A 20,534-nucleotide genomic window follows, 5' to 3' on the forward strand; every position below is an offset into this window, starting at 1 on the left:
TGCCGCGTCAACCTCGTCCCCGACACCAACACCGAGATCGGAGCTGATCAACTGCCCGCGCTGACCGCCTGACCCATCACGAAGGAGATCGCAGCGCTACACCACTCCACGGGACTTGACCGATTCGAGTCGTGTCGCGCTTAGGCACCGAAAACCACAGCAAGAGTCGCCTCGTCGGGTCACAGACCAGCAAGAGCTGCGGGGTAGCGTCACCGTCGCGAGCGGTGTTCGCGCAGGTCAGCGCTCGAATACTCAAAGGGCAGCAAGGGCTGGGCCAACGACGCCCGCTCGCGCCGGATGCCCCAGAGGTCGCAGGTTCAAATCCTGCCCCCGCTACAAGATAAGTGGCCTGTGACCTGCGGAAACGCAGGTCGCGGGCCACTTGGGGTCTTGAGCCATTTCTGCTTATGCCGCGCTTTGTGTCCCAAAAACCTCTGCGCGCAAGGCGGGGAGCCTCGCTGGCACAGTCCACCCGAGCCCGCATTGGTGCTCATCTGGACTTCTTGCTACTAGCGAGTCCGAAGAACCAAGGGCACATCAGCCGCGCAGTACGCGGAATCGGCGAGCTCGCCATCCATCGACTCGTGCGGCGACCCAAGGGCGTGCTCGCGCGTCGGTCAGTGGACCACGAGGTCCACCCGGGCGGGCCACGGGTTCGGCTCGCAGCCCTCCAGGCCCTTGGTCTGTTGCAGCATGACCGGCGCCAACTCTCCGGACCCGGGGCAGCCGACGTGGGCATAGCCGAGCGCGTGGCCGGTCTCGTGGTTGACGACGTAGCGCCGATACCCTGCCAGGTCGCCTGGGTAGCTCTCCGCGCCGAACTGCCACCTCCAGGCGTTGATCACCACGTTGTCGCCGTTGCGGCAAGACAGCCGGCCGCCGGTGTCGAGTGGAGCGCACAGCTCGTCCACCGTCTCGGGGGTTGCCAGGACGATGCGTAGGTCGGCGTGGTCGTCGACGCGGACGAGTCGATGGCGGGCGGCCCAGCCGCGCCGGTCGGTCAACGTCTCTTCGATGAACTGGGCGACCTGCGAAGCCGGGAAGGGTAGCCCGTCCTCGACCTCGACCCGGTAGGTGGTGGCCTCCTCGGTGGAGGTGGCTGTCGCAGCCGCGACCCGGAAGATGCCGGGTCCCTGTTCTGGAACTCGTGGGGTGGGGGGAGTGCGCCTGGCGGGTGCTGGGCTTCGGTGTCGGCCGACCGCTACCTCGCCGTTCGGCTGCCCGCTCGCCCGTGGCGGGGAAGGAGCCGCGGCGGTGGATGGCGGTGAGACGGCGGCATTTCGATCAGCGTCGTCGAGGTTCGGGAGGTCCTGCGCGAGGAGCAGGGCGGGCACCGCGACCGCGGAGGCGGTCAGGAGGACCGCCAGCCCGGCGAGCCAGGCCGGGGCCCGTCGCCTGGGTGCGCGATGGGCGCCGCTGTAGCGCGGCGGTTCTCTGTGTTTGCTCATCGTTGTAGCCCCGGGTCAGAGCACTCGCGCCCAGGTCGCGCCGGCATCGGTGGACCGGAACACGGTGGTCTCGGTGGCGGCGTACCAACCCTGCTCGCTGATCGTGAAGGCGGCCGGCTGCCCATCGATCGAGCCGGCCTCCGTCCAACTTTGTCCGTCATCGGTGCTGATGCGGACGGTCCCGTCCGGGGCGATTCCGGCCAAGGTGCCGTCGGGTGCGGTGTCGAGGTAGGTGGTGGTCGGCCCGCCGAGCTTGCGCGTCTCGCCGGTCTCAGGGTTGATGGTGATGAGCTGTGCTTGGTCGGTGGTCGCGATCAGCTGGTCCTGGGTCTCGGTGGCTGCGACGCTGAGCAGTGGGGCGGTCAGCACCGCCTCGAAGGTTCCTCGGTCCTCGGTGCGCAGCAGGCGACCGGAGGTGGCGTCGTAGGCGTAGAGCACGTCGCCGGCCGGCTCGAGGATGTGGAAGTCCGCCTCGCCCTGGAGGGCGACCGGCTTCCAGGTCTGGCCGGCATCGGTGGACTCGATGAGGCCGAGGTGGCTGGGCAGGTCCTCGCGGAGGTCCGGGTGGCCGCTGCCCAGGAAGTTGCCCGGTCCGACCACGGTGAAGGCCATGGTGTCCTGAAATCGGTCCGCGACCCGGCTGGGCTCTTGGTCGTCCTTGACGTGGAACAGCCCGAAGTGGGTGGCGACGTAGAGGGTGTCGTCGGCAGGATCGATGCCGAGCCCGTGGATGTGGCCGACCTCGGTGTCGTCGGCGGAGGGGCTTGCGGACGGGGTTCCCTTGCTGCACCCGACTCCGAGAAGGGTCGTAGTGAGCGCAAGGGTCGCGGTGACGAGGCTGGTTCGGTTCATGGCGAGAACTCCGATGTGAGGGGTGTCGGGCAGGCGGGCGTGCCTGCCCGACACCGAGACGACGTCAGGGCTTCAGCAGCTCCTGCATCGTCTGGATCTCCTCGGTCTGGGCGCTCTCGATCTCCCCGGCCAGCGCGAGGGCGTCGGGGAACTCACCCTCGGTCTGCTCGGTCTGCGCCATCTCGATCGCGCCCTCGTGGTGCTCGATCATCATGGTGAGGAACATCTGGTCGAATCCGGATCCCGAGGAGCCCTCGAGGTCAGCCATCTCCTCCTCGGACATCATCCCGGCCATGTCATCCGACGACATGTCGTGTCCGCCGTGTCCGCCATCTCCGGGCACCTCTTCGCCCCAGGAGTCCAGCCACCCGGTCATGGTCTCGATCTCGGGGTCCTGCGCCGCCTCGATGTCGGCGGCCAGGTCCTTGACCTCGGGGCTCTCGGCACGGGTCTCGGCGAGCTGGGCCATCTCGACGGCCTGCTGGTGGTGGGGGATCATCTGCTGCGCGAACGCGACGTCGGCGTCGTTGTGCCCGGCTGCGGAGTCGCTGCCGTCTTCGTTGCCGCACGCCGCGAGGGTGAGCAAACTGGCCGCGACGATGGCGGCGGTGAGGGTCTTGCGCATGGGTGTTCTCCATCTGTGTGATCGGTGTCTGGGCATGCGAACGTCCGAGTCACCCGGTGGGGTGTCCCGTGGCGAGTGCCTGTCAGCAGCGGATCACGCAGAGTCTGCGCAGGTCGGGCGGGTCACGGTCCCGCCCGATGAACACCGGAAGTGACCATCCCTGCAGCGTGCCCCGAGCAAGGCGGATGCGGCGTCGGCCCAGCAGCAGTGCGACGCCGAGAAGGATCCCGGCGAGAATCGCCAGGCAGAGCTCGAGCAGCCCGCCGCCTCCGTTGCCGTCCGGGGCTGGGGTCGGGTGGCCGGAGGTCAGCTGGCTCGACGCCCCCGTGGCGAGAGTGTCGTCGCCGGTGACGGGGGTGTGGCCGTGGGATCGATCGTGAGTGGCGGCCGTCATGTCGCTCGGACCCGGGGTCGCCACGAAGTGTGCGCCGGTGTGGGAGCCCCAGCCGTGCATCGACATCAGGCCGAACAGGGCCACGGCCACGGCGACGAGCGCAAGGCGCGCGCCCGATGCCGGGATCGCAGTTCGGACATCCCGCATTGTTCAATCCTACGCAGCGCCGGTTCGCAGTAGGCCAGCCGCGCACGAGCCGTCGACGCGACGATCTGGATGAGGACCTCCTGGCCCGGCAGGCGGCTTAGCCCAAGTCACCAGTTTGTGCAGCAGACCCTGCCACTGGGGCAGAACCCACCGACGATGGCCGCTCGTGCGAGAGTCGAAGATCCCACCGAAGGTGAAGTGCCTCGATCTCGCTCAGGCGACGAACAACTGGGCATTGTCATGAACTCGGGCACGGCTCGTTCGGGGTCCCATTCCTCCATGACCGGTCACGGGGGTCCGTGGGAACAATCGGCGCGCCGCGCTGTGACCCAGGTGAACTGCTGCCCGGCGCCGCCTGGAGTGAGGTGAGTCCGCGTTTCCGCATGAGTGAGGTCGAAAGCGGGCGCGAACAGAGCGGCGATGTCGTCGGAGGAGAAGCGGGCCGTCGGCAGGCCCGAGCAGGACGTGGGCCCGTCGGGGCCGAAGGTGGCCAGGACAAGGAGGCCACCAGCGGACAGGGCTAGGGCGGCCCGATCGACGTACGCCGCCTGGTCGGCCGGAGCTGTGAGGAAGTGGAACACGGCGCGGTCGTGCCACACGTCGTAGGTGCGGGAGGGTTCCCAGCAGAGGACGTCGCTGACGATGTAGGCGACCCGGTCTTCCCCGGGCCCGAGACGCTCGCGAGTCACTGCGAGCGCCTCCTGAGAGATGTCGAGCAGGGTGATGTCGTCGCGGCCGTCGGCGAGGAGCGCGCCGGGAAGCCGGGACGCGCCAGCCCCGATATCGATCACCGAGCCGGGCTGCGCGCGCAGCAGCTCCGCAGAGTGGGTGGGCATCTCCTCGAACCATGACACCGAGTCGAGGTCGCGCGAGGCGAAAACGGCATCCCAGTGATCAGCGCGCTCGTCGCTCATCGGAAGGCGCACCCGTTGCTGACGCCGAGGCGGCGGAAGATGACGGCCGCGGGACAGAAGCCAGTGATGCTCGACTGGAGCAGATTGAGCCCGACGAAGGCGGTCAGCAGCCACCACCACGGTGATACGAGGGCCACCAGCAAGGCGCTGAGAACGGTCAGGGTGCCGGCGAGGAGGAGAACGGCGCGGTCGAGGTTCATGCCTTCCCTCCGAAGAAGCGGCTGAAGAACCCGGTTCCGGCCTCGCGGGGGTGGCCGGCGCACCGGTCGGCGCGCGGGACGCGGGCGAGGACCTGGTCGACGTGCTGGCCGCAGCCGGCCCAGGTGGTCTTGCCACACTTCTTACAAGTGACTGCTCGGCACATGGTGGAGCTCCTTTGGTTCGAGGTGATGGTGCGGGAGAGGTGAGGCTGGGAGGGGAGGTGTGGTCCGGACACCCGTGGGGGTCGCGCGCCCGGACCACGTGCCGCGGCGCAGGGGGCACGCCGTGGCGGTCGAGGGGCGCTCAGCCGTGCGAGAACGTGATGGTCGGCAACACGCGGCGCAGCCAGGCCGGCGACCACCAGGCCGCCTTGCCGGTGAGACGCAGCATGACCGGCAACAGCACGAGCCGCACGAGGAACGCGTCGAGCAGCACAGCGACGCCCAGCACGATGCCCATCTCCTTGGGGGGCAGCGGACCGGACAGCGCGAAGGTGAAGAACACCGCGACCATGACCGCGCCGGCGGCGAAAATGACCCGTCCGGAGTGGGCCAGCGAGCCGACCATCGCGTCCTTCGGGTCGCCCGAGTGCTCGTAGTGCTCCTTGGCCGACGCGAGTAGGAAGACCGTGTAGTCCATGGCGATCGCGAAGATCATGGCGAAGAAGAACACCGGAGCCCACGCGTCGAGGAAGCCCTGACTCTCGAAGCCGAAGAAGTCAGCGCCGATGCCTTCCTGGAAGATCAGGCGGGCCACGCCAAACGCCGCAGCCGTCGACAGCAGGCTGGCCAGCGTGCCGAGCAACGAGATCAGCGGCGCCTGGAGCGCCACCAGCAACAGCAGGAACCCGAGCACGAGCACGACCCCGATCACGAGCGGCGTGGATTCGTCGAGCTGGGCCTTGAGGTCGAGGTTCTCCACCGCCGCGCCTCCGACTAGGGCGCTCGGCGGCAGGTCGGCGCGCAGCCGGTCGACGGTGTCGCCGAGGGCGGGGTCGGATGGGTCGACGGTCGGCACGGCCTGGATGAGGACCAGCCCGCTGTCGTCGGCTGCCGGCATGGCCGGCATCGCTCCGGCGATGCCGGAGTCGGAGGAAAGCACGGTGCTCGCGGCCTCGGCGTCGGAGGCCTTCATCACGATCTGCAGCGTGCCGGGTGCACCTTCACCGAACGACTCCTGCACTAGGTCGTAGCCGATCCGGGCGCTGGCGTCCTCGGGCAGGACCTTGATGGAGGGCATGGCGGTCTTGAGGCCGATGACCGGTGCGGCGAGCGCGAGCAGCACGATGAGCGCGCCCAGGCCCCAGACGACGGGGCGCTTCCAGAGTCGCTCGCCCCACGCGGCGAACTTCGGGGAGCGGTGCTCCCCGGTCTTGACCCAGGGCAGGGACAGCTTGTTGATTTTGTGGTCGAGCTTGAACAGCACCAGCGGCAGCAGGGTGAGTGTGGCGGCCAGGACGAAGACGACCGAGAGCATGATCCCGCCGGCCATCGAGCGGAACGAGGGCGAGGGCACGAGCATCACGGCCGACAGCGAGATCAGGACGGTGGCGCCGGAGAGCAGGACGGCCTTGCCGGCGGTGTCCATGGTCTCGGCGATGGCCTGCTTGGCGGAGTTGCCCGAGCCCATGCGGGATGCGCGGTAGCGGACGACGAGGAAGAGCGCGTAGTCGATGCCGAGCGCGAGGGCGAACATCATCGCGAAGTTCATGGCCCAGATGGAGACCGGGACGAGCTCATTGATGAGGACCAGGGAGCCGGCGGAGGCGACGAGGCCGGCGAGGGTCAGGATCAGGGGGAGGCCTGCGGCGACCAGGGCGCCGAAGGCGAGCACCAGGATCGCCATGGTGACGGGCCAGGAGAGCATCTCGGACTTCAGCATGGCTTCGAGGTTGGCCTCGTTGAAGTCTGACCAGAGCAGCGAGGAGCCGGTCGGGTTGACCTGGATGCCCTCGACGGAAAGGTCCTGGAGGTCGCCCTTGAGGTCGGTGGCGACCCGGACCATCTCGTTGGTGTCGGCACCCGCGCCCGCGAGGATGATCGCGGTGCTGCCGTCCTGGCTGATGGTCGCGCCGGGCATCGGCGCGATCACCTCAGCGATGCGTGGTTCGGCTTCGAGCATCCGGGTGACCTGGGCGAGGACCTCGGCGCCGGGGCCCTCGGTGACGGGTCCGTCGGTGGAGTGCACGACGACCTGGATGGCCGAGGAGGCGTTGCCGCCGAAGCTCTTCTGGGCGAGCTCGCGTGCGGCGACGGACTCGGATCCGTCGGCCTGCCAGCCGGCGCCGGACAGGTTGTGCTCGACCTGGGGGGCGAAGGCGCCCAGGCCGACGATGAGCAGCAGCCAGACGCCGGTGACGAGCTTGGCGTGGTTGGTCACCCAGAGGCCGAGGCGGCCGAGGGGGCCGGGGCGGAAGCCGGGGGTGAAGTCGGGGGAGGCGCCCTTCGACGGGGCGGTGGTGGTGCTCATGGATGTTCCGTTCGATGAGGGTTGAGCGGTGGGTGTGATCAGAGAAGGGCGGGGACCGCGCGGGCTGCCGTGTAGACGGCGACGCCGAGGACCAGGACGGCGAAGGCGGCCTGGAGGCGGTTGGTGCCGACACGGCCGGCGAGGCGTGCCCCTGCGACGGCTGCTGCCGCTGACGTTGCGGTGAGCGCGGCGACGGACGTCCAGTCCGGTGCGGCGCCGGAGCCAGCTCGGACAGCGAGCGCTGCGGCGCTGGTGATGGTGATGACAACCAGTGAGGTACCGGCGGCGTACTCCATCGGCAGCGCGAGGGCGAGCAGGAGGGCGGGAACGACGAGGAAGCCGCCGCCCACGCCCAGGAAGCCGGTCAGTGCCCCGACGACGGTCGCGGTCAGCAGCACCTTGAGGGCCCGGGGGCACTGGCAGGCGAAGGTCGGGCTGAACGTGATGATCGGGTCGTCCAGGGTGGGCCGCGCGACGTGCCGAGGGTCGTCTACGCGACGGTGGCGTAGCTGGCGCCAGGCCAGCATCCCGCCGACCAGCAGCATCAAGGCGGCGAAGGCGGCCAACAGGATGTCCTCGGGGACCCGGATGGACGCCTCCGCTCCCGCCACCGCCCCGCCGATCGCGACCAGGCCGAAGACCAGGCCGTGGCCGAGCAGCACGTTGCCGGCGCGGTGTGCGGCGATCGCCCCGATCAGGGAGGTGACGCCGACGACCACCAGCGACCCGGTCGTCGCCTGGGAGGCGGACTGATCGAGCAGGTACACCAGCACCGGCACGGCCAGGATCGAGCCGCCGCCGCCGAGTGCTCCAAGGGACAGGCCGATGAGCGCGCCGGCGGCGACGGCGAGGAGCAGTGTCATATCAGGCGTCGGGCCCGTCGGCGCCGTGGGTGGTGTCAGAGGAGTCGCCTTCGGGGCTCACCAGGTGTAGGCCGACCTTCTCGGCGTTCTCGAAGGAGTCGTCGACCGCGACCGGGGTGCGGCCGGCGGCGGCGACGAACGAGGCGGCGACCGAGGCGCGGTAGCCGCTGGCGCAGTGCACCCACACCTCACCGGTCGGCACCTCGCCGACGCGGCGGGGCAGCTCGTGGATCGGGATGTTGACCGCCCCGGCGATCGCTGCGCCCTCGTACTCGTCAGCGCGGCGCACGTCGAGCACGACGACGTCGCGGTGATGGCGCACCTGCGCCAGGTCGGCGAAGGTGGCGGTGGGAAAGCTTCCGAGCTCACCGTCGGTCCAGTCCTGCGGACCGCCGGTGGCCTGGGATGCGGGCCGGTCGATGCCGATCCGGACCAGCTCACGCTGGGCGGTGGCCACGTCCTCGGCGGTCTCGCCGAGCAGAGTCACGGGGGTGCCCCACTCGATCAGCCAGCCCAGGTAGGTCGAGAAGGCACCGTCGAGTCCGAAGTTGAAGGTTCCGGGGGCGTGCCCGGCGGCGAAGGCCTTGCGGTTGCGCAGGTCCACCACCCACTCACCCGCGTCGATCCGGCGCCGCAGCTCGGTCGCGTCGGCCTCCTGCACCGGGGAGAGGTCGGGCGCGGAGGGACCGGCGGCGTTGGCGGGTCCCATGTGCACGTAGTACGCCGGCCAGGCACCGAGGCCGTCCAGCAACTCGCGGACGTAGGTCTCCTCGTCCTGGGTCAGGACCGGGTTCGAGCGTTTCTCGTCGCCGATCGTGGAGGCGGTGACGTCGGACTGGGTGGCCGAGCAGAACGACCCGAACCCGTGGGTCGGATAGACCTCGGCCTCGTCGGGCAGTTGCTCGGCGAGCTTGTGCGCCGATGCGTGCTGGTGACGCACCAGGGCATCGGTGTGCTCCTCGCCGAGCAGGTCAGGTCGACCGGTGGCGCCGTAGAGCAGCGAGCCGCCGGTGAACACGGCGTACGGCTCCTCGCCGTCAGGCCCGTCGACAGAGAGCGCGTAGGACAGGTGGGTGAAGGTGTGACCGGGGGTGGCGATCGCACGGACGCGCATACGGTCGCCCACCTCGACGACCTCGCCGTCGGCGATCGGGGTGCGGTCGAAGGACACCTCGTCCTCGCCGTTGACCAGGTATGCCGCTCCGGTTGCCTGCGCGAGCGCCAGGCCACCGGTGACGTAGTCGTTGTGGATGTGGGTCTCGAAGACGTGGGTCAGTCGGACGCCGTCGGCCTCGAGCACCTCCAGCACCCGGTCGATGTCGCGCTGAGGGTCAATCACCAGGGCGGCCTCGCCGTCGTGGACCACGTAGGTGCGGTCCCCGAGCGATGAGGTCTCGAGGGTGCGGACGGTCAGTCCTTCGGCCGGCCGCTGCTGGGCCTCCTCGGTCGCCGAGGCCGGTGCGGGTGTCTCGGTGGTGGTCTCGTCAGTCATATTCGCCTCACTTCTCGATCGGTCGCCCGGAGCGGATCCAAGCGCTGGTGCCACCGGCGACGTTGATCGCGTCGAAGTCGTTCGCGGTCAGGACGTCGACCATCGCGCTGCTGCGATTGCCCGAGGCGCACACCACGTGCACCGGACGGTCCCGGTCAATCTCTCCCAGTCGGGCGGTCAGCTGACCCATCGGGATGTTGGTCGCACCCGGCACGTGGCCCTCGCGGAACTCCGCGGGCTCACGGACGTCAACCACGGCTGCGCCCTGATCGAGCGCCGCAGCGAGCTGATCGACAGTGGTCTCGCGCATGGAAGGACTCCTTTGCTGGCTCGTCGAACCTCACAACACAACCCCCCGGGGGGTTATGTCCCCGAACACTAACACATCCCCCAGGGGGGTTGTATGGTTGTGAGTGCAGGCCAGCCACGGGCCTCGTGATCGGTACCCGGGAGGAAATGACCCATGACGAAGTACACGCTCGAAGCCACGGTGCGCCGCCCCTATGACGAAACCGTCGAGGCGGTGCGTGCCGAGCTCTCGGCCGCCGGATTCGGCATCCTCACTGAGATCGACCTCAAGGCGACGCTGAAGGCGAAGCTCGACGTCGACGTCACTCCGCAGGTCATCTTGGGCGCTTGCCGGCCGCAGCTGGCCCACCAGGCGCTCGAGGCCGACCCGTCGATCGCCGCGCTGCTGCCTTGCAACGTCGTCGTCCGAGCCGTGGACGACACCACCACCGTCGTCGAGGCCTTCGATCCCGACGCCATGATGTCCCTCGCCGGCCAGGGCCAGGCCGGCGACACACTGCGCACAGTCGCGACCGACGCACGACAGCGGCTGACCGCGGCCCTGGCCGCATTGGAGAGCAACTGATGGACCTCGAACCCACCGAGATCAAAGCGATCATCACCCGCATGAAGCGCGCCAACGGCCACCTCGCCAGCGTCATCCGGATGATGGAGGAGGGCTCGGACTGCGAGTCCGTACTCACCCAGCTCGCCGCCGTCAACAAGGCCCTCGCCCGCGCCGGTTACGCCATCGTGGCCACCGGACTGCAGCAGTGCTTGGTCGAAAGCGACGAAGGGCTCGACGGTGTTGACGTCAAGAAGATGGAGAAGCTGTTCCTCGCTCTTGCCTGACCGCCGCGCCGGTCACTGAAGGACCAGACGTCTCGCCGACGCTCCGCTCCAGGAGGCAGTGACTCGCTCATGATGAACCTGGGCGAGGTCGCGAACCGGGCCCCGCCCGGCATCTGGCGCCGGACGGCGCCGCGTGGGCCGCTCGCCTTCGCTAACCGCAACTTCGTCTTCCATCAGTAGGGCGATCACCAGCGAACCCATCTCTCGCAAGCGTACCGGCGTAGAAGGCCTCGCCGCAGCTGGGTTTCGACGAGGCCGCCGTCGAGTTCGAAGAAGAGGCCGAGGGCGGCACGCAAAGGAACTGAGATTCGAACCGTGCCGCGTTTAGGCCCCGGAAACCACAGCAAGAATGGCCCTTCGAGGTCACATCCGAACAAGAAGTACCAGCCCGACACGACTGTCCTCATCAGCGTTCGCGCAGGTCAGCGCACGAATGCTCATAGGCCAGCAAACGCTGGCCAACTGGCGTCCGCTCGCGCTGGATGTCCAGAGGTCGCAGGTTCAAATCCTGCCCCCGCTACCCAGAGAGTGGCCCGTGATCTGCGGAAACGCAGATCACGGGCCACTTGCCATTGCGGGGCGTCCCCGCGGGGCGCCGTGCCCCGGACCGGGCCGGGCGAGGGGTCTTCGCCGATTCCCGACCGGCGGGCCGGATGCGCCGTAGCATCCCGAGCACCACGCTGCGCGACGCCTGCTGGGCGCGCCCGCGGCGTACCGACCACAGGAGGGTGCTCGGCACATGGGCTTCATGGACAAGGTCCGCGGGCAGTTCATCGACATCGTCGAGTTCCTCGACGACACCCGGGACACGATCGTGTGGCGGTTCCCGCGCCAGGGGAACGAGATCAAGATGGGCGCCCAGCTGGTCGTCCGCGAGGGCCAGGTGGCGGTCTTCGTCGACGAGGGGCAGATCGCCGACGTCTTCACCCCCGGCACCTACGAGCTGACCACCGAGAACATCCCGATCCTCAGCACGCTCAAGGGCTGGAAGTACGGGTTCAACTCGCCGTTCAAGGCGGAGGTCTACTTCGTCGGGACCCGGCAGTACACCGACATGAAGTGGGGCACGCAGAACCCCTTCACCGTCCGCGACGCGGAGTTCGGCATCGTCCGGCTCCGCGCGTTCGGCACCTACGCGCTGCGCGTCACCGACCCCGCCACCCTGCTGCGGCAGCTGGTGGGCACGGACCCGGAGTTCGTGACGGGGGAGGTGGAGGAGTTCCTGCGTCAGGTGATCGTCGAGGCGGTCACCACCGCGCTCGCCGGGGCCGGCATCCCGATGCTCGACCTCGCCGCCAACCAGGGCGAGATCTCCCAGAAGCTGGTCGGGACGCTGTCGGCCAGCCTGGCGACGTACGGCATCGCGCTGCCGCGGTTCGTCATCGAGAACATCTCGGTGCCGCCCGAGGTCGAGGAGGCGCTCGACAAGCGCACCCAGATGGGCATCGTCGGCAACCTCGGCGCCTACACCCAGTTCCAGGCCGCGAACGCCCTCGAGGCCGCTGCGAACAACCCGGGCGCCGCGGGCTCCGGGGCCGGCATGGTCATCGGCATGGGACTCGGCCAGACCGCCGCGGGCGCCGCCCAGGGAGCCGCGGCGGGGGCCGCGCAGGCCCCCGCGGTCGGTGGGGCGCCGCCGCCGCTGCCGGGGACGCAGTGGTACGTCGCCCTCGACGGCCAGCAGGCCGGCCCCTTCGCGGCGGCGAGCCTGCCGGAGAAGGTCGGCGCGGGCCGGATGGGCGCGGACACGCTGGTGTGGCGCGACGGGATGGCCGCGTGGCAGCCCGCCGGCGAGGTCCCCGATCTCGCGCACCTCTTCGCCGCGACCCCGCCGCCGCTCCCGCCGCAGGCCTGAGATGACGACCACGCCGCCGCCGCTCCCGCAGGCGGGCGCCGGCGCGCCCCCGCCGCTGCCCCCGCAGACGCTCGCGGGGACCGAGACCGCACCCGACCCCGTGGCGGGGCCGGACCCGGTGGCCGAGCCCGCACCGGGGACCGCCACCTCGGCCGGCCCGGCGGCGGTGCTGTTCGCCTCGTGCCGCTCGTGCGGCTCGCAGGTGACCTACGCCCCGGGGACGACGACCGTGACGTGCGGCTCGTGCGGGGCCTCGCGCCCGATCGAGGCCGGCGAGGACACCACCGTCGACGAGCACTCCTTCGACGCGTGGATCGCCGCGAACGCCGAGGTCCGGGTGGGCCTGCTCGGCGGGCAGGTGCTGCGCTGCGAGGGCTGCGGCGCGCAGGTCGAGACCATCGACCTGGCCGAGACGTGCCAGTTCTGCACCGGCCACCTCGTGGTGCTGTCGGCGCCCGACGGGCTGGTCGCGCCCGAGGCGGTCGTGCCGTTCGCGATCGGCCAGGACGGTGCACAGGCGGAGTTCAAGACGTGGGTGACCTCGCGCTGGTTCGCGCCGAGCTCGCTGAAGAAGGTCGGGACGGCGCAGTCGCTCAAGGGCACCTACGTGCCGCACTGGACCTTCGACGCCCGGACCAGCAGCCGCTACAGCGGCGAGCGCGGCGACTACTACTACGTCACGCGCACCCGCACGGTCTCCGACGGCAAGGGCGGGACCCGCACGGAGACCTACCAGGAGCGCCGGACCCGCTGGACGCCTGCGTCCGGCCAGGTCGCGCGGGACTTCGACGACGTGCTCGTGCGGGCGACCGCCCGGCTGGACAGCGAGCGCCTGGACGAGATGGGCCCCTGGCGGCTGGAGACGGCGGTGGCCTACCAGCCGCAGTACCTCGCGGGGTACTCCGCGCTGCGCTACGACGTCGACCCGCCCGACGGGGCGCAGGCGGCCCGCACGGAGATGGCGGCCGTCATCGACAGGGACGTCCGCAGCGACATCGGCGGCGACGAGCAGCGGGTCTCGGCGGTCGACACGACCTACGCCCGGGTGATGTTCAAGCTGGTGCTGCTGCCGTTGTGGCTGGCGACGTACACCCACGGCGGCAAGCAGTGGCAGGTCATGGTCAACGCGAACACCGGCGAGGTCACCGGCGACCGGCCGTGGTCCGCGGTCAAGATCACCGCCGCCGTCCTCGCCGCGCTCGTGCTCGTCGCGGTCGTGGTGCTGCTCGTGCTGCAGGGGCAGGCAGGCTCCACGACCGACACGGGCGTGGGCACCCTCCCCGCGGGCCTCACCGGCCTCGTCGGGCTGCTGCCGTCGGGAGGCCCGGCTCCCGGCTGAGCCCTCAGGCCTCGGGGCCGCCGGCGGCCGCGCGACGCAGGTACGCCGCGACGAACGGCGCGCTGCCGAGCACGATGAGCACCCGGACGATCTGGGCAGCCGCCACGAACGTGACGTCGCCGCCGGTGGCGGCGGAGATGCCGAGCACGGCGTAGACGCCGCCGGGGTTGGTGGCGAGGTAGGCGTCGAGCGCGGAGACGTCGGTCGTCCACACGAGGACCCAGCCGAGCCCCGCGCAGGCGAGCAGCGTGGTGGCGATGACGACGAACGCGGTCGGCAGCATCCGGCCGACCCGGCGCAGGCTCTCGACGGTGAACCTCAGCCCGACCTGGATGCCGATCACGGCGTACCCGATCGAGGCGACCAGCCAGGGCACGCGCGCGTCGTCGAAGGCCGGCACGAGCGTGAGCAGGGCGGCGGCGAGCAGCGGGCCGATGATGGCGGGCGTCGGCAGCCGGAGGAGGCGGCCGCCGAGGAGCCCGACCACGACGGCGAGCGCCGCGAAGGAGGCGTCCGCGAGCAGGGAGTGCGTCGCCACCTCGAGCGGATCGGCCTCGTCGCCGGCGCCGTAGACGGTCGTCGCCACGACCGGCAGGGTCACGAGCACGACGAGCAGGCGCAGGTACTGCAGCGACGCGACCACCCGGGCGTCGGCCCCGAGCTCGTCGGCGACGGCGGTCAGCCCGGCGGCCCCGCCGGCGATCGAGGAGAACGTCGCGGTCACCCGGGAGACGCCGTGCCGGACCAGCAGCTGGCCGAGGAGCACCGAGACGACCAGCGAGAAGCAGGACACCGCGACGACGACGAACCAGCTCGCGCCGAGCGCCCGCAGGCTGCCCCAGTCGACGGAGGCGCCGACCAGCACGCCGACCACCGCCTGGCCGAGGACGAACCAGCCGGCGGGGAGCTGGAGTGGCTGCGCCGGTCGCCCCACGGCGTACACCAGGGCCCCGAGGAGCCCGCCGAACAGCAACGGGGTGGGGAGGCGGGCGAGGGAGAGGACCGCGGACGCGACGGCCACCAGGCCCAGCACGAGGAGCCAGCGGCGCACGCACCACACGGTAGACCGCGCGGTCGGGCCGGCGTTCAGCGCGGGTTCAGGGACGGTGCGCGACGATGGGCGTCCCCACCACCCGGAGGTCCCGCATGCGTGTGCTCGTCGTCGACGACGAGAGGCGGCTCGCGCGGTCGCTGCGGGTCGGGCTGGAGGCGGAGGGGTTCGCGGTCGACGTCGCGCACGACGGGACCGACGGCCTCTGGCTGGCGCGGGAGAACACCTACGACGCGATCGTGCTGGACCTGATGCTGCCGGGGATCAACGGCTACCGCGTCTGCGCGACGCTGCGCGCCGAGCAGGACTGGACGCCGATCCTCATGCTCACCGCCAAGGACGGCGAGTGGGACCAGGTCGAGGGGCTCGACACGGGGGCGGACGACTACCTCACCAAGCCGTTCTCCTTCCCCGTGCTGGTGGCCCGGCTCCGTGCGGTGGCGCGCCGCGGCGCCCGGGAGCGGCCGACCGAGCTGCAGGTGGGGGACCTGCGGGTCGACCCCGCTGCCCGGCGGGTGTGGCGCGGCGAGGTGGAGGTGTCGCTGACCGCGCGGGAGTTCTCGCTGCTGGCCTTCCTCGCCCGGCACCCCGGCGACGTCGTCTCCAAGCGGCAGATCCTGGAGGCGGTGTGGGACGTCGACTTCGACGGCGACCCGAACATCGTCGAGGTCTACGTGCGCCACCTGCGCAACAAGATCGACCGCCCGTTCGACCGCGAGGCGATCCAGACGCTGCGCGGCGCGGGCTACCGGCTGGCGAGCGACGGTGGCTGAGCCGCGGGCCGGGCGCTGGGCCGGCCGCGCGTCGGTGCGCCTGCGGACCACCGCCGCGGCGGTCCTCGTCGTCGCGGTCGTGCTGGTCCTCGGCGCCCTCGTGCTCGTCGCGCTGGTCCGCGGGTCGCTGCGCGGCGGCGTCGAGAGCACGGCGGAGCAGCGTGCCGCCGAGCTCGTCGCGCAGGTCGAGGCCTCGGGCGTCCCCCCGTCGGGCCTGGCCGGCGACGACGTCGAGGACGACGACCTCGAGGACGTCGTCTGGCAGGTGCTCGACGAGGACGGCCGGGTCGTCGCGGCCTCCCAGCCGCTGGCGCGTGCGCTGCCCGGGGACGCGGACGGCGACGAGGCGGACCTGCCGGGCGCGGACGCGGCGTACGTCGTGGTGACGGAGGACGCGGACGGCGGCGACGCGTCGTACGACGTCGTGGTCGCCGCGTCGCTGGAGGACGTCGAGGAGTCGACCGACGCGCTGGTCGCCCCGCTCGTCGTCGGCCTGCCGCTGGTCCTCCTGCTGGTCGGCGCGACCACCTGGCTCGTCGCCGGGCGGGCGCTCGCGCCGGTCGAGCGGATCCGTCGTGAGGTCGAGGGCATCACCGGCGACCGGCTGGACCGCCGGGTGCCCGAGCCGTCCGCGCGCGACGAGGTCCGGCGGCTTGCAGTGACGATGAACGCCATGCTGGCGCGGCTCCAGGCGTCCAGCGACCGCCAGCAGCAGTTCGTCGCCGACGCCTCGCACGAGCTGCGCTCGCCGCTGGCGAGCATCCGGCAGACCGCCGAGGTCGCGCGCGAGCACCCCGGCGCGCTGCCCGAGGGGGAGCTGGCCGAGGCCGTGCTGGAGGAGTCGGTACGGATGCAGCGGCTCGTCGAGCAGCTGCTCGTGCTGACCCGCGCCGACGAGGGCGCCCTCGCGCGCACCCACCGCGACGTCGACCTCGACGACCTGGCGCTCACCGAGGCCCGACGGGTACGCCGCCGGGGGCTCGTCGTCGACACGACCGCCGTCGGTGCGGCCCGGGTCCAGGGCGACCCGCTCGCGCTGGCGCAGGTGGTCCGCAACCTGGTCGACAACGCCGCCCGGCACGCCGCCTTGCGGGTCGCCGTGGCGGTGACCGAGCAGGCGGGCGCCGTCGCGCTGGTCGTCGAGGACGACGGGGCCGGCATCGCGGAGGGGGACCGCGAGCGGGTCTTCGAGCGGTTCGTCCGGCTCGACGACGCCCGCGCGCGCGACGCCGGGGGGAGCGGCCTCGGGCTGGCGATCGTCCGCGAGACCGTCGCCGCCCACGGCGGCACCGTGGCGGCCTCCGCCTCGCCGCTCGGCGGGGCGCGGTTCACCGTCCGGCTGCCCGGCGGGAGTGCCGGCCCGGCCGCCCCGCGGCGTACCTGAACGTCCCTTCAGGAGCGTTCAGGGGAGGTTCAGCGACCTCGGGCGAGGGTGTCGACCACACCCCGCACGACGACCCGGGAGGAACCCCGTGAACACCAAGCTCCGCAGCAAGCGCGTCCTGATCCCGACCGTGGCGGCCGTCGCCGTCCTCGGCCTCGGTGGCACCGTCTGGGCCACCACCGCGAACGCCGACGGCACCGTCGAGGGCGCCCAGCGCGACCGCGTGGCGGCCGCCGCCGTCGAGGCGGTCGGCAGCGGCGAGGCCGTCGACGTCGAGACCAGCGACGACGCCGGCGAGGCGTACGAGGTCGAGGTCCGCCTGCCCGACGGCGGCGAGGTCGACGTCGCGCTCGACGAGGACCTCGCGGTCGTCGCCCAGGACGCCGACGACGACACCACCGACGACGCTGGCGACGACGACACCACCGACGACGCTGACGGCACCGACGCCGACGACCGTGCGCTGGAGCCGGCCGAGCGCGAGGCGGCCGAGCGTGCGGCGCTCGACGCCGTGGGCAGCGGCACGGTCGCCGACGTCGAGGCGGGCGACGACCTCGGCGAGGCCTACGAGGTCGAGGTGCGCGCCGAGGACGGCACCGAGTGGGACGTCGAGCTCGACGCCGATCACCAGGTCATCCGCAAGACCGCCCGCGACTGAGGCCGGAGGAGCGGCACCGGAGCGGGAGGGGTCAGTCGCCGGGCGGCAGCAGCTGCCCGGCGACGGACCCGAAGCGGGCGCCGAACCGGCCGTAGGTCGTGACCAGCTCGCCCTCGACCGGCCGCTCGCGGTCGCTGCCGTCGCGGACCCACGAGATCCGGTAGCCGTCCGCGCCGCGCAGCGGCTCGCGCGCCGGCCGGGCGATGACCCGGCCGCCGTCCTGCCACCACGTGGTCGCCTCGTCGCTGCCGGGCAGCAGCGACCAGTCGCCGTCGGCGTACACGTAGGTGCCGAGGAGGTTCCGCTCGCGCGGCACGCGGCCGTCCCCGGTCCGGACGTAGCGGACGGCGACGCGGTCCCCGACGCGGTCGATCGCGTCGACGCGCCAGCTCTCGTCGTACTCGTCGGGGTGGCCGTAGGACCGCAGCGTCCCCTCGACCGGGTCGATCTCGACGACCTCCTGCTCGACGACGCACCCGCCGCACGGCTCGCCGCGCACCTGCCGCAGGGCGAGCAGGGAGGCGCCGTCGACGCTGAGGTACAGCGCGACCAGCGGTTCGCCGCGCAGGACCGTGTCGACCTCGCCGTCGCGGATCCGGGCCACGCCGCGGTCGCCGTCGTCGTAGGTCTCGCTGCTGTCGTGCCAGAGCACGAACGTCGCGTCGCCGACGGTGGCGGCGACGCCGAAGTAGTTGCGGGTGATGTCCGGGTCGTCCTCGGCCGCAGGGTCGTCGGTCTCCGGCAGCACGACCTTCTCAGCGGCGCCGAGATCGGCGGACCACGACCGCAGGACGCTCGGCCGGCCGTACCGCGCGAGCAGGTTGACCCGGCCCGCGGACCGTCCGGGCAGGTCGGCGAGCCCGACCGGCGCCTCCGCGAGGACCTCGCCCGACGACGGGTCGACCAGCCGCAGCCTGCGGCGGTCCTCGGCGACGACGAGCAGCGCGCCGCCAGGCAGCCAGCGGCCCTCGACCCCGTCGGGCAGCACCCGCCCCGCCCCGCCGGAGCGCACGAGCAGGCCGCGCTCCGCGCCGAGGGTGTACGTCGGGACCGGCGCCGCCACCGCGAGCGGCTCGGCCCGCGGGTCGAGCACGGCCGCGCGGTCGGTGCCGCCGAGGCCGCGCTCCAGGACGAGCCCGCCGGCGACCAGCGCGACCAGCAGCACCGCCGCCACTCCCACGACCCGACGCGTCCCCATCGGGCCATGCTAGGGACCGCCGAGCGGGTTGCCGGGGCGGCCGGGGCGGCCGGGGCGGCCGGGACCAAGGTCCTTGCGACCTCGGGACTCCCGGACCTGCCGACGACGCGCGCCCGCGACGAGGGTGGTGGCAACACCCGCGACGAGGAGGTCCGATGACCACCAACTACGAGCAGCTCGACTGGAGCCCGACCACCTGGGCGCTCCTCCAGGGCGGCATGGCCCTCATGGCCGTGATCTGCATGGGGCTCGCCGTCCTGCTGGCGTTCCGCGCGAGCCAGGCCACCAAGCCGGCGACGACCGTCACCGAGCTGCCCGCGACCCCCGGCACGACCGGCACCGAGTCGGCCGCCGTGCGCCACGCGACCGCCGCCTGAGCGGGTCGTCGGCCGACGGTGCGGCCGTCACGCGGCCTTTCTCCAGCGACCCTGTGGTCGCTTCACACGCGTCCTGACACGTGTGGAGCGACCACAGGGTCGCTCCACGAGGCTCAGGGCGGCCGAGGGGAGCCGGGAGCACCCCGTCACCCACGCGAGCGCCGAGGAGCCGGCCGGCCCGCGTCACCCGACCGCGGCCCGACCACGACCCTGGAGGGGTAGCGTGCGGCCCGTGCCGGACCCACGCACCGCCGAGCCGGCGGCAGCCCGTTCCACGCCGGGCGTGGTCGGCACCCCGCGCCGGATCCTCCAGGCAGAGGGGGCGGTGCTGCTCGTGGCCGCGCTGACGACGTACGTCGTCGGCCTGGACGAGCCGTGGTGGTGGGTGCCGCTGCTGCTGTTCGTGCCGGACGTGCTCATGGTCGGCTACGCCCGCTCGACGCGGGTCGGGGCGTGGACCTACAACCTCGCGCACTCCTACCCGGCACCCGCCCTGCTGGGTGCGATCGCCCTCGCGGCCGACACGACGGCGTGGCAGGGCGTGGCGCTGGTGTGGTTCGCGCACATCGGGATGGACCGGGCGCTCGGCTACGGCTTGAAGTACGACACGGCCTTCACCGACACCCACCTCGGTCGCATCGGGCGCTGACGCCGCTCGTCGCTCAGCCCTGCGTACGCCGGCGGCGGACCAGCCACACGGCGAGCCCACCCGCGGCGACGGCCGCGCCGGCCGACCCGGCCAGCACGGCGGTCGCGTCGAACGGCCCGCCGGACGCCGTCCCGCTCCGCTCCCAGCCCGGCCCCCGATCGCCGTCCGAGCGGCCGGCCGAGGTCAGCCAGGAGTTGCACGGGTTCACCAGCCACCGGCCCTCGTGCTCGTAGGGCAGGAACAGCCAGGTCCGCTCCGAGCGCCAGCCGTCGGCGAGCTCGCCGTCCTCCCGCGGCCACAGGCCGTACATCTCCGCCTCGACCGTCAGCCGCACCGTCGCACCGGAGCTGGAGCCGGAGCCGGAGCCGGAGCCGGAGCCCACCGCGATCTCCGGCGGCAGCTCGCCGCGGCGTACCTCCTCCACGGCGACCTCGAGCTGGCCGTCGACGGTGTCGACGACCTGGCCGGTGAAGACCAGCGACGCGGTCTCCCGCACGCGCTGCGGCTCGACGCAGGAGAGCGCCGCGGCGGGGGAGGCGGTCGCCGCCACCGCGGCGGGCAGCGGGAGCACGACGAGGGCGAGGAGCGCGGCGAGGCGGGGGAGGCGCGGCACCCCGGTACGACGCCCGAGGAGGGCTCGCGGTTCCGCCGCGGGAGGTGCGCGCTGCGTGGCACAGTGACGCCGCCGGGGACCAGCCCGGCCGG

24 protein-coding genes are annotated in these 20,534 nt (G+C 72.0%); 10 read left to right on the forward strand and 14 right to left on the reverse strand.

All coding sequences use genetic code 11. The features are described 5' to 3' along the window. Positions 1 to 617: 617 nt before the first annotated feature. From QWY28_RS14530 to QWY28_RS14580, 11 genes are all read right to left on the reverse strand, one after another. Positions 618 to 1,448, reverse strand: coding sequence for a DUF3152 domain-containing protein (locus QWY28_RS14530; protein WP_141003313.1), 831 nt, complete (start codon positions 1,446 to 1,448; stop codon positions 618 to 620). 15 nt (positions 1,449 to 1,463) lie between these two features. After that, complete coding sequence (locus QWY28_RS14535; RefSeq protein WP_141003312.1) at positions 1,464 to 2,300, reverse strand: F510_1955 family glycosylhydrolase; 837 nt, start codon at positions 2,298 to 2,300, stop codon at positions 1,464 to 1,466. Between the two features lie 64 nt (positions 2,301 to 2,364). Beyond that, complete coding sequence (locus QWY28_RS14540; RefSeq protein ID WP_141003311.1) at positions 2,365 to 2,925, reverse strand: DUF305 domain-containing protein; 561 nt, start codon at positions 2,923 to 2,925, stop codon at positions 2,365 to 2,367. 82 nt (positions 2,926 to 3,007) lie between these two features. Then, positions 3,008 to 3,466, reverse strand: coding sequence for a DUF6153 family protein (locus QWY28_RS14545; protein ID WP_300953285.1), 459 nt, complete (start codon positions 3,464 to 3,466; stop codon positions 3,008 to 3,010). Between the two features lie 287 nt (positions 3,467 to 3,753). Beyond that, positions 3,754 to 4,380, reverse strand: coding sequence for a class I SAM-dependent methyltransferase (locus tag QWY28_RS14550; RefSeq protein WP_141003309.1), 627 nt, complete (start codon positions 4,378 to 4,380; stop codon positions 3,754 to 3,756). Beyond that, entirely contained in the window at positions 4,377 to 4,580 is a 204-nt protein-coding gene (locus tag QWY28_RS14555; protein WP_141003308.1) for a YgaP family membrane protein, read from the reverse strand. The genes QWY28_RS14550 and QWY28_RS14555 overlap by 4 nt, the downstream gene beginning before the upstream one ends. Beyond that, positions 4,577 to 4,744: a DUF8730 family Cys-rich protein gene (locus tag QWY28_RS14560; protein ID WP_300953286.1), complete on the reverse strand. Its 168-nt coding sequence runs from the start codon at positions 4,742 to 4,744 to the stop codon at positions 4,577 to 4,579. The genes QWY28_RS14555 and QWY28_RS14560 overlap by 4 nt, the downstream gene beginning before the upstream one ends. A gap of 140 nt (positions 4,745 to 4,884) precedes the next feature. Next, positions 4,885 to 7,050 (reverse strand): MMPL family transporter, encoded by a 2,166-nt coding sequence (locus QWY28_RS14565; protein WP_300953287.1) that lies wholly within the window; start codon positions 7,048 to 7,050, stop codon positions 4,885 to 4,887. Between the two features lie 38 nt (positions 7,051 to 7,088). Continuing rightward, complete coding sequence (locus QWY28_RS14570) at positions 7,089 to 7,913, reverse strand: sulfite exporter TauE/SafE family protein (RefSeq protein WP_300953288.1); 825 nt, start codon at positions 7,911 to 7,913, stop codon at positions 7,089 to 7,091. A gap of 1 nt (position 7,914) precedes the next feature. After that, positions 7,915 to 9,405 carry an MBL fold metallo-hydrolase gene (locus QWY28_RS14575; protein WP_300953289.1) on the reverse strand — a complete coding sequence of 497 codons (1,491 nt, stop codon included), beginning with the start codon at positions 9,403 to 9,405 and terminating at the stop codon, positions 7,915 to 7,917. 7 nt (positions 9,406 to 9,412) lie between these two features. Beyond that, positions 9,413 to 9,715: a rhodanese-like domain-containing protein gene (locus QWY28_RS14580; RefSeq protein ID WP_141003305.1), complete on the reverse strand. Its 303-nt coding sequence runs from the start codon at positions 9,713 to 9,715 to the stop codon at positions 9,413 to 9,415. Positions 9,716 to 9,868: 153 nt separating this feature from the next. Here QWY28_RS14580 and QWY28_RS14585 point away from each other — a divergent pair, with 153 nt between their 5' ends. From QWY28_RS14585 to QWY28_RS14600, 4 genes are all read left to right on the forward strand, one after another. Continuing rightward, positions 9,869 to 10,279 (forward strand): DUF302 domain-containing protein, encoded by a 411-nt coding sequence (locus tag QWY28_RS14585; protein WP_141003304.1) that lies wholly within the window; start codon positions 9,869 to 9,871, stop codon positions 10,277 to 10,279. Then, a complete protein-coding gene (locus QWY28_RS14590; protein WP_141003303.1) occupies positions 10,279 to 10,545 on the forward strand; it encodes a metal-sensitive transcriptional regulator in 267 nt (88 codons plus the stop codon). Before QWY28_RS14585 ends, QWY28_RS14590 begins: the two co-directional genes overlap by 1 nt. 739 nt (positions 10,546 to 11,284) lie before the next feature. After that, complete coding sequence (locus tag QWY28_RS14595; protein ID WP_300953290.1) at positions 11,285 to 12,400, forward strand: SPFH domain-containing protein; 1,116 nt, start codon at positions 11,285 to 11,287, stop codon at positions 12,398 to 12,400. A gap of 1 nt (position 12,401) precedes the next feature. Then, entirely contained in the window at positions 12,402 to 13,739 is a 1,338-nt protein-coding gene (locus QWY28_RS14600; protein ID WP_300953291.1) for a hypothetical protein, read from the forward strand. A gap of 4 nt (positions 13,740 to 13,743) precedes the next feature. Here the strand turns inward: QWY28_RS14600 and QWY28_RS14605 are convergent, their stop codons facing one another. Next, a complete protein-coding gene (locus QWY28_RS14605) occupies positions 13,744 to 14,790 on the reverse strand; it encodes an AbrB family transcriptional regulator (protein WP_300953292.1) in 1,047 nt (348 codons plus the stop codon). A gap of 95 nt (positions 14,791 to 14,885) precedes the next feature. Between QWY28_RS14605 and QWY28_RS14610 the strand changes: the two genes are divergently transcribed. From QWY28_RS14610 to QWY28_RS14620, 3 genes are all read left to right on the forward strand, one after another. Beyond that, a complete protein-coding gene (locus QWY28_RS14610; protein WP_300953293.1) occupies positions 14,886 to 15,563 on the forward strand; it encodes a response regulator transcription factor in 678 nt (225 codons plus the stop codon). Further along, positions 15,556 to 16,947, forward strand: a complete 1,392-nt coding sequence (locus tag QWY28_RS14615; protein ID WP_300953294.1) for a sensor histidine kinase — start codon at positions 15,556 to 15,558, stop codon at positions 16,945 to 16,947. The genes QWY28_RS14610 and QWY28_RS14615 overlap by 8 nt, the downstream gene beginning before the upstream one ends. An 88-nt stretch (positions 16,948 to 17,035) precedes the next feature. Next, positions 17,036 to 17,605, forward strand: a complete 570-nt coding sequence (locus QWY28_RS14620; protein WP_300953295.1) for a PepSY domain-containing protein — start codon at positions 17,036 to 17,038, stop codon at positions 17,603 to 17,605. A gap of 31 nt (positions 17,606 to 17,636) precedes the next feature. Here QWY28_RS14620 and QWY28_RS14625 read toward each other — a convergent pair whose 3' ends face one another. Further along, positions 17,637 to 18,803: a hypothetical protein gene (locus QWY28_RS14625; protein ID WP_300953296.1), complete on the reverse strand. Its 1,167-nt coding sequence runs from the start codon at positions 18,801 to 18,803 to the stop codon at positions 17,637 to 17,639. A 6-nt stretch (positions 18,804 to 18,809) separates the two neighbouring features. On the opposite strand from QWY28_RS14625, the gene QWY28_RS14630 reads away from it, so the two are divergent. From QWY28_RS14630 to QWY28_RS14640, 3 genes are all read left to right on the forward strand, one after another. Next, on the forward strand, positions 18,810 to 18,962 hold the full coding sequence (locus QWY28_RS14630; protein WP_300953297.1) for a hypothetical protein: 153 nt from the start codon (positions 18,810 to 18,812) through the stop codon (positions 18,960 to 18,962). Then, on the forward strand, positions 18,959 to 19,180 hold the full coding sequence (locus QWY28_RS14635) for a hypothetical protein (protein ID WP_300953298.1): 222 nt from the start codon (positions 18,959 to 18,961) through the stop codon (positions 19,178 to 19,180). The genes QWY28_RS14630 and QWY28_RS14635 overlap by 4 nt, the downstream gene beginning before the upstream one ends. A 232-nt stretch (positions 19,181 to 19,412) precedes the next feature. Further along, a complete protein-coding gene (locus tag QWY28_RS14640; RefSeq protein WP_300953299.1) occupies positions 19,413 to 19,829 on the forward strand; it encodes a DUF4260 domain-containing protein in 417 nt (138 codons plus the stop codon). Positions 19,830 to 19,842: 13 nt separating this feature from the next. Here the strand turns inward: QWY28_RS14640 and QWY28_RS14645 are convergent, their stop codons facing one another. After that, positions 19,843 to 20,442, reverse strand: a complete 600-nt coding sequence (locus tag QWY28_RS14645; RefSeq protein ID WP_300953300.1) for a hypothetical protein — start codon at positions 20,440 to 20,442, stop codon at positions 19,843 to 19,845. Positions 20,443 to 20,534 lie beyond the last annotated feature (92 nt).

Origin of the sequence: Nocardioides oceani (assembly GCF_030412965.1) — a bacterium.
Taxonomy (GTDB): domain Bacteria; phylum Actinomycetota; class Actinomycetes; order Propionibacteriales; family Nocardioidaceae; genus Nocardioides; species Nocardioides oceani.

Bases quoted from the DNA above. Each gene is read 5' to 3' on its own strand.
- QWY28_RS14530 (WP_141003313.1), bottom strand. From the start codon at position 1,448: ATGAGCAAACACAGAGAACCGCCGCGCTACAGCGGCGCCCATCGCGCA.
- QWY28_RS14535 (WP_141003312.1), bottom strand. From the start codon at position 2,300: ATGAACCGAACCAGCCTCGTCACCGCGACCCTTGCGCTCACTACGACC.
- QWY28_RS14540 (WP_141003311.1), bottom strand. From the start codon at position 2,925: ATGCGCAAGACCCTCACCGCCGCCATCGTCGCGGCCAGTTTGCTCACC.
- QWY28_RS14545 (WP_300953285.1), bottom strand. From the start codon at position 3,466: ATGCGGGATGTCCGAACTGCGATCCCGGCATCGGGCGCGCGCCTTGCG.
- QWY28_RS14550 (WP_141003309.1), bottom strand. From the start codon at position 4,380: ATGAGCGACGAGCGCGCTGATCACTGGGATGCCGTTTTCGCCTCGCGC.
- QWY28_RS14555 (WP_141003308.1), bottom strand. From the start codon at position 4,580: ATGAACCTCGACCGCGCCGTTCTCCTCCTCGCCGGCACCCTGACCGTT.
- QWY28_RS14560 (WP_300953286.1), bottom strand. From the start codon at position 4,744: ATGTGCCGAGCAGTCACTTGTAAGAAGTGTGGCAAGACCACCTGGGCC.
- QWY28_RS14565 (WP_300953287.1), bottom strand. From the start codon at position 7,050: ATGAGCACCACCACCGCCCCGTCGAAGGGCGCCTCCCCCGACTTCACC.
- QWY28_RS14570 (WP_300953288.1), bottom strand. From the start codon at position 7,913: ATGACACTGCTCCTCGCCGTCGCCGCCGGCGCGCTCATCGGCCTGTCC.
- QWY28_RS14575 (WP_300953289.1), bottom strand. From the start codon at position 9,405: ATGACTGACGAGACCACCACCGAGACACCCGCACCGGCCTCGGCGACC.
- QWY28_RS14580 (WP_141003305.1), bottom strand. From the start codon at position 9,715: ATGCGCGAGACCACTGTCGATCAGCTCGCTGCGGCGCTCGATCAGGGC.
- QWY28_RS14585 (WP_141003304.1), top strand. From the start codon at position 9,869: ATGACGAAGTACACGCTCGAAGCCACGGTGCGCCGCCCCTATGACGAA.
- QWY28_RS14590 (WP_141003303.1), top strand. From the start codon at position 10,279: ATGGACCTCGAACCCACCGAGATCAAAGCGATCATCACCCGCATGAAG.
- QWY28_RS14595 (WP_300953290.1), top strand. From the start codon at position 11,285: ATGGGCTTCATGGACAAGGTCCGCGGGCAGTTCATCGACATCGTCGAG.
- QWY28_RS14600 (WP_300953291.1), top strand. From the start codon at position 12,402: ATGACGACCACGCCGCCGCCGCTCCCGCAGGCGGGCGCCGGCGCGCCC.
- QWY28_RS14610 (WP_300953293.1), top strand. From the start codon at position 14,886: ATGCGTGTGCTCGTCGTCGACGACGAGAGGCGGCTCGCGCGGTCGCTG.
- QWY28_RS14625 (WP_300953296.1), bottom strand. From the start codon at position 18,803: ATGGGGACGCGTCGGGTCGTGGGAGTGGCGGCGGTGCTGCTGGTCGCG.
- QWY28_RS14630 (WP_300953297.1), top strand. From the start codon at position 18,810: ATGCTAGGGACCGCCGAGCGGGTTGCCGGGGCGGCCGGGGCGGCCGGG.
- QWY28_RS14635 (WP_300953298.1), top strand. From the start codon at position 18,959: ATGACCACCAACTACGAGCAGCTCGACTGGAGCCCGACCACCTGGGCG.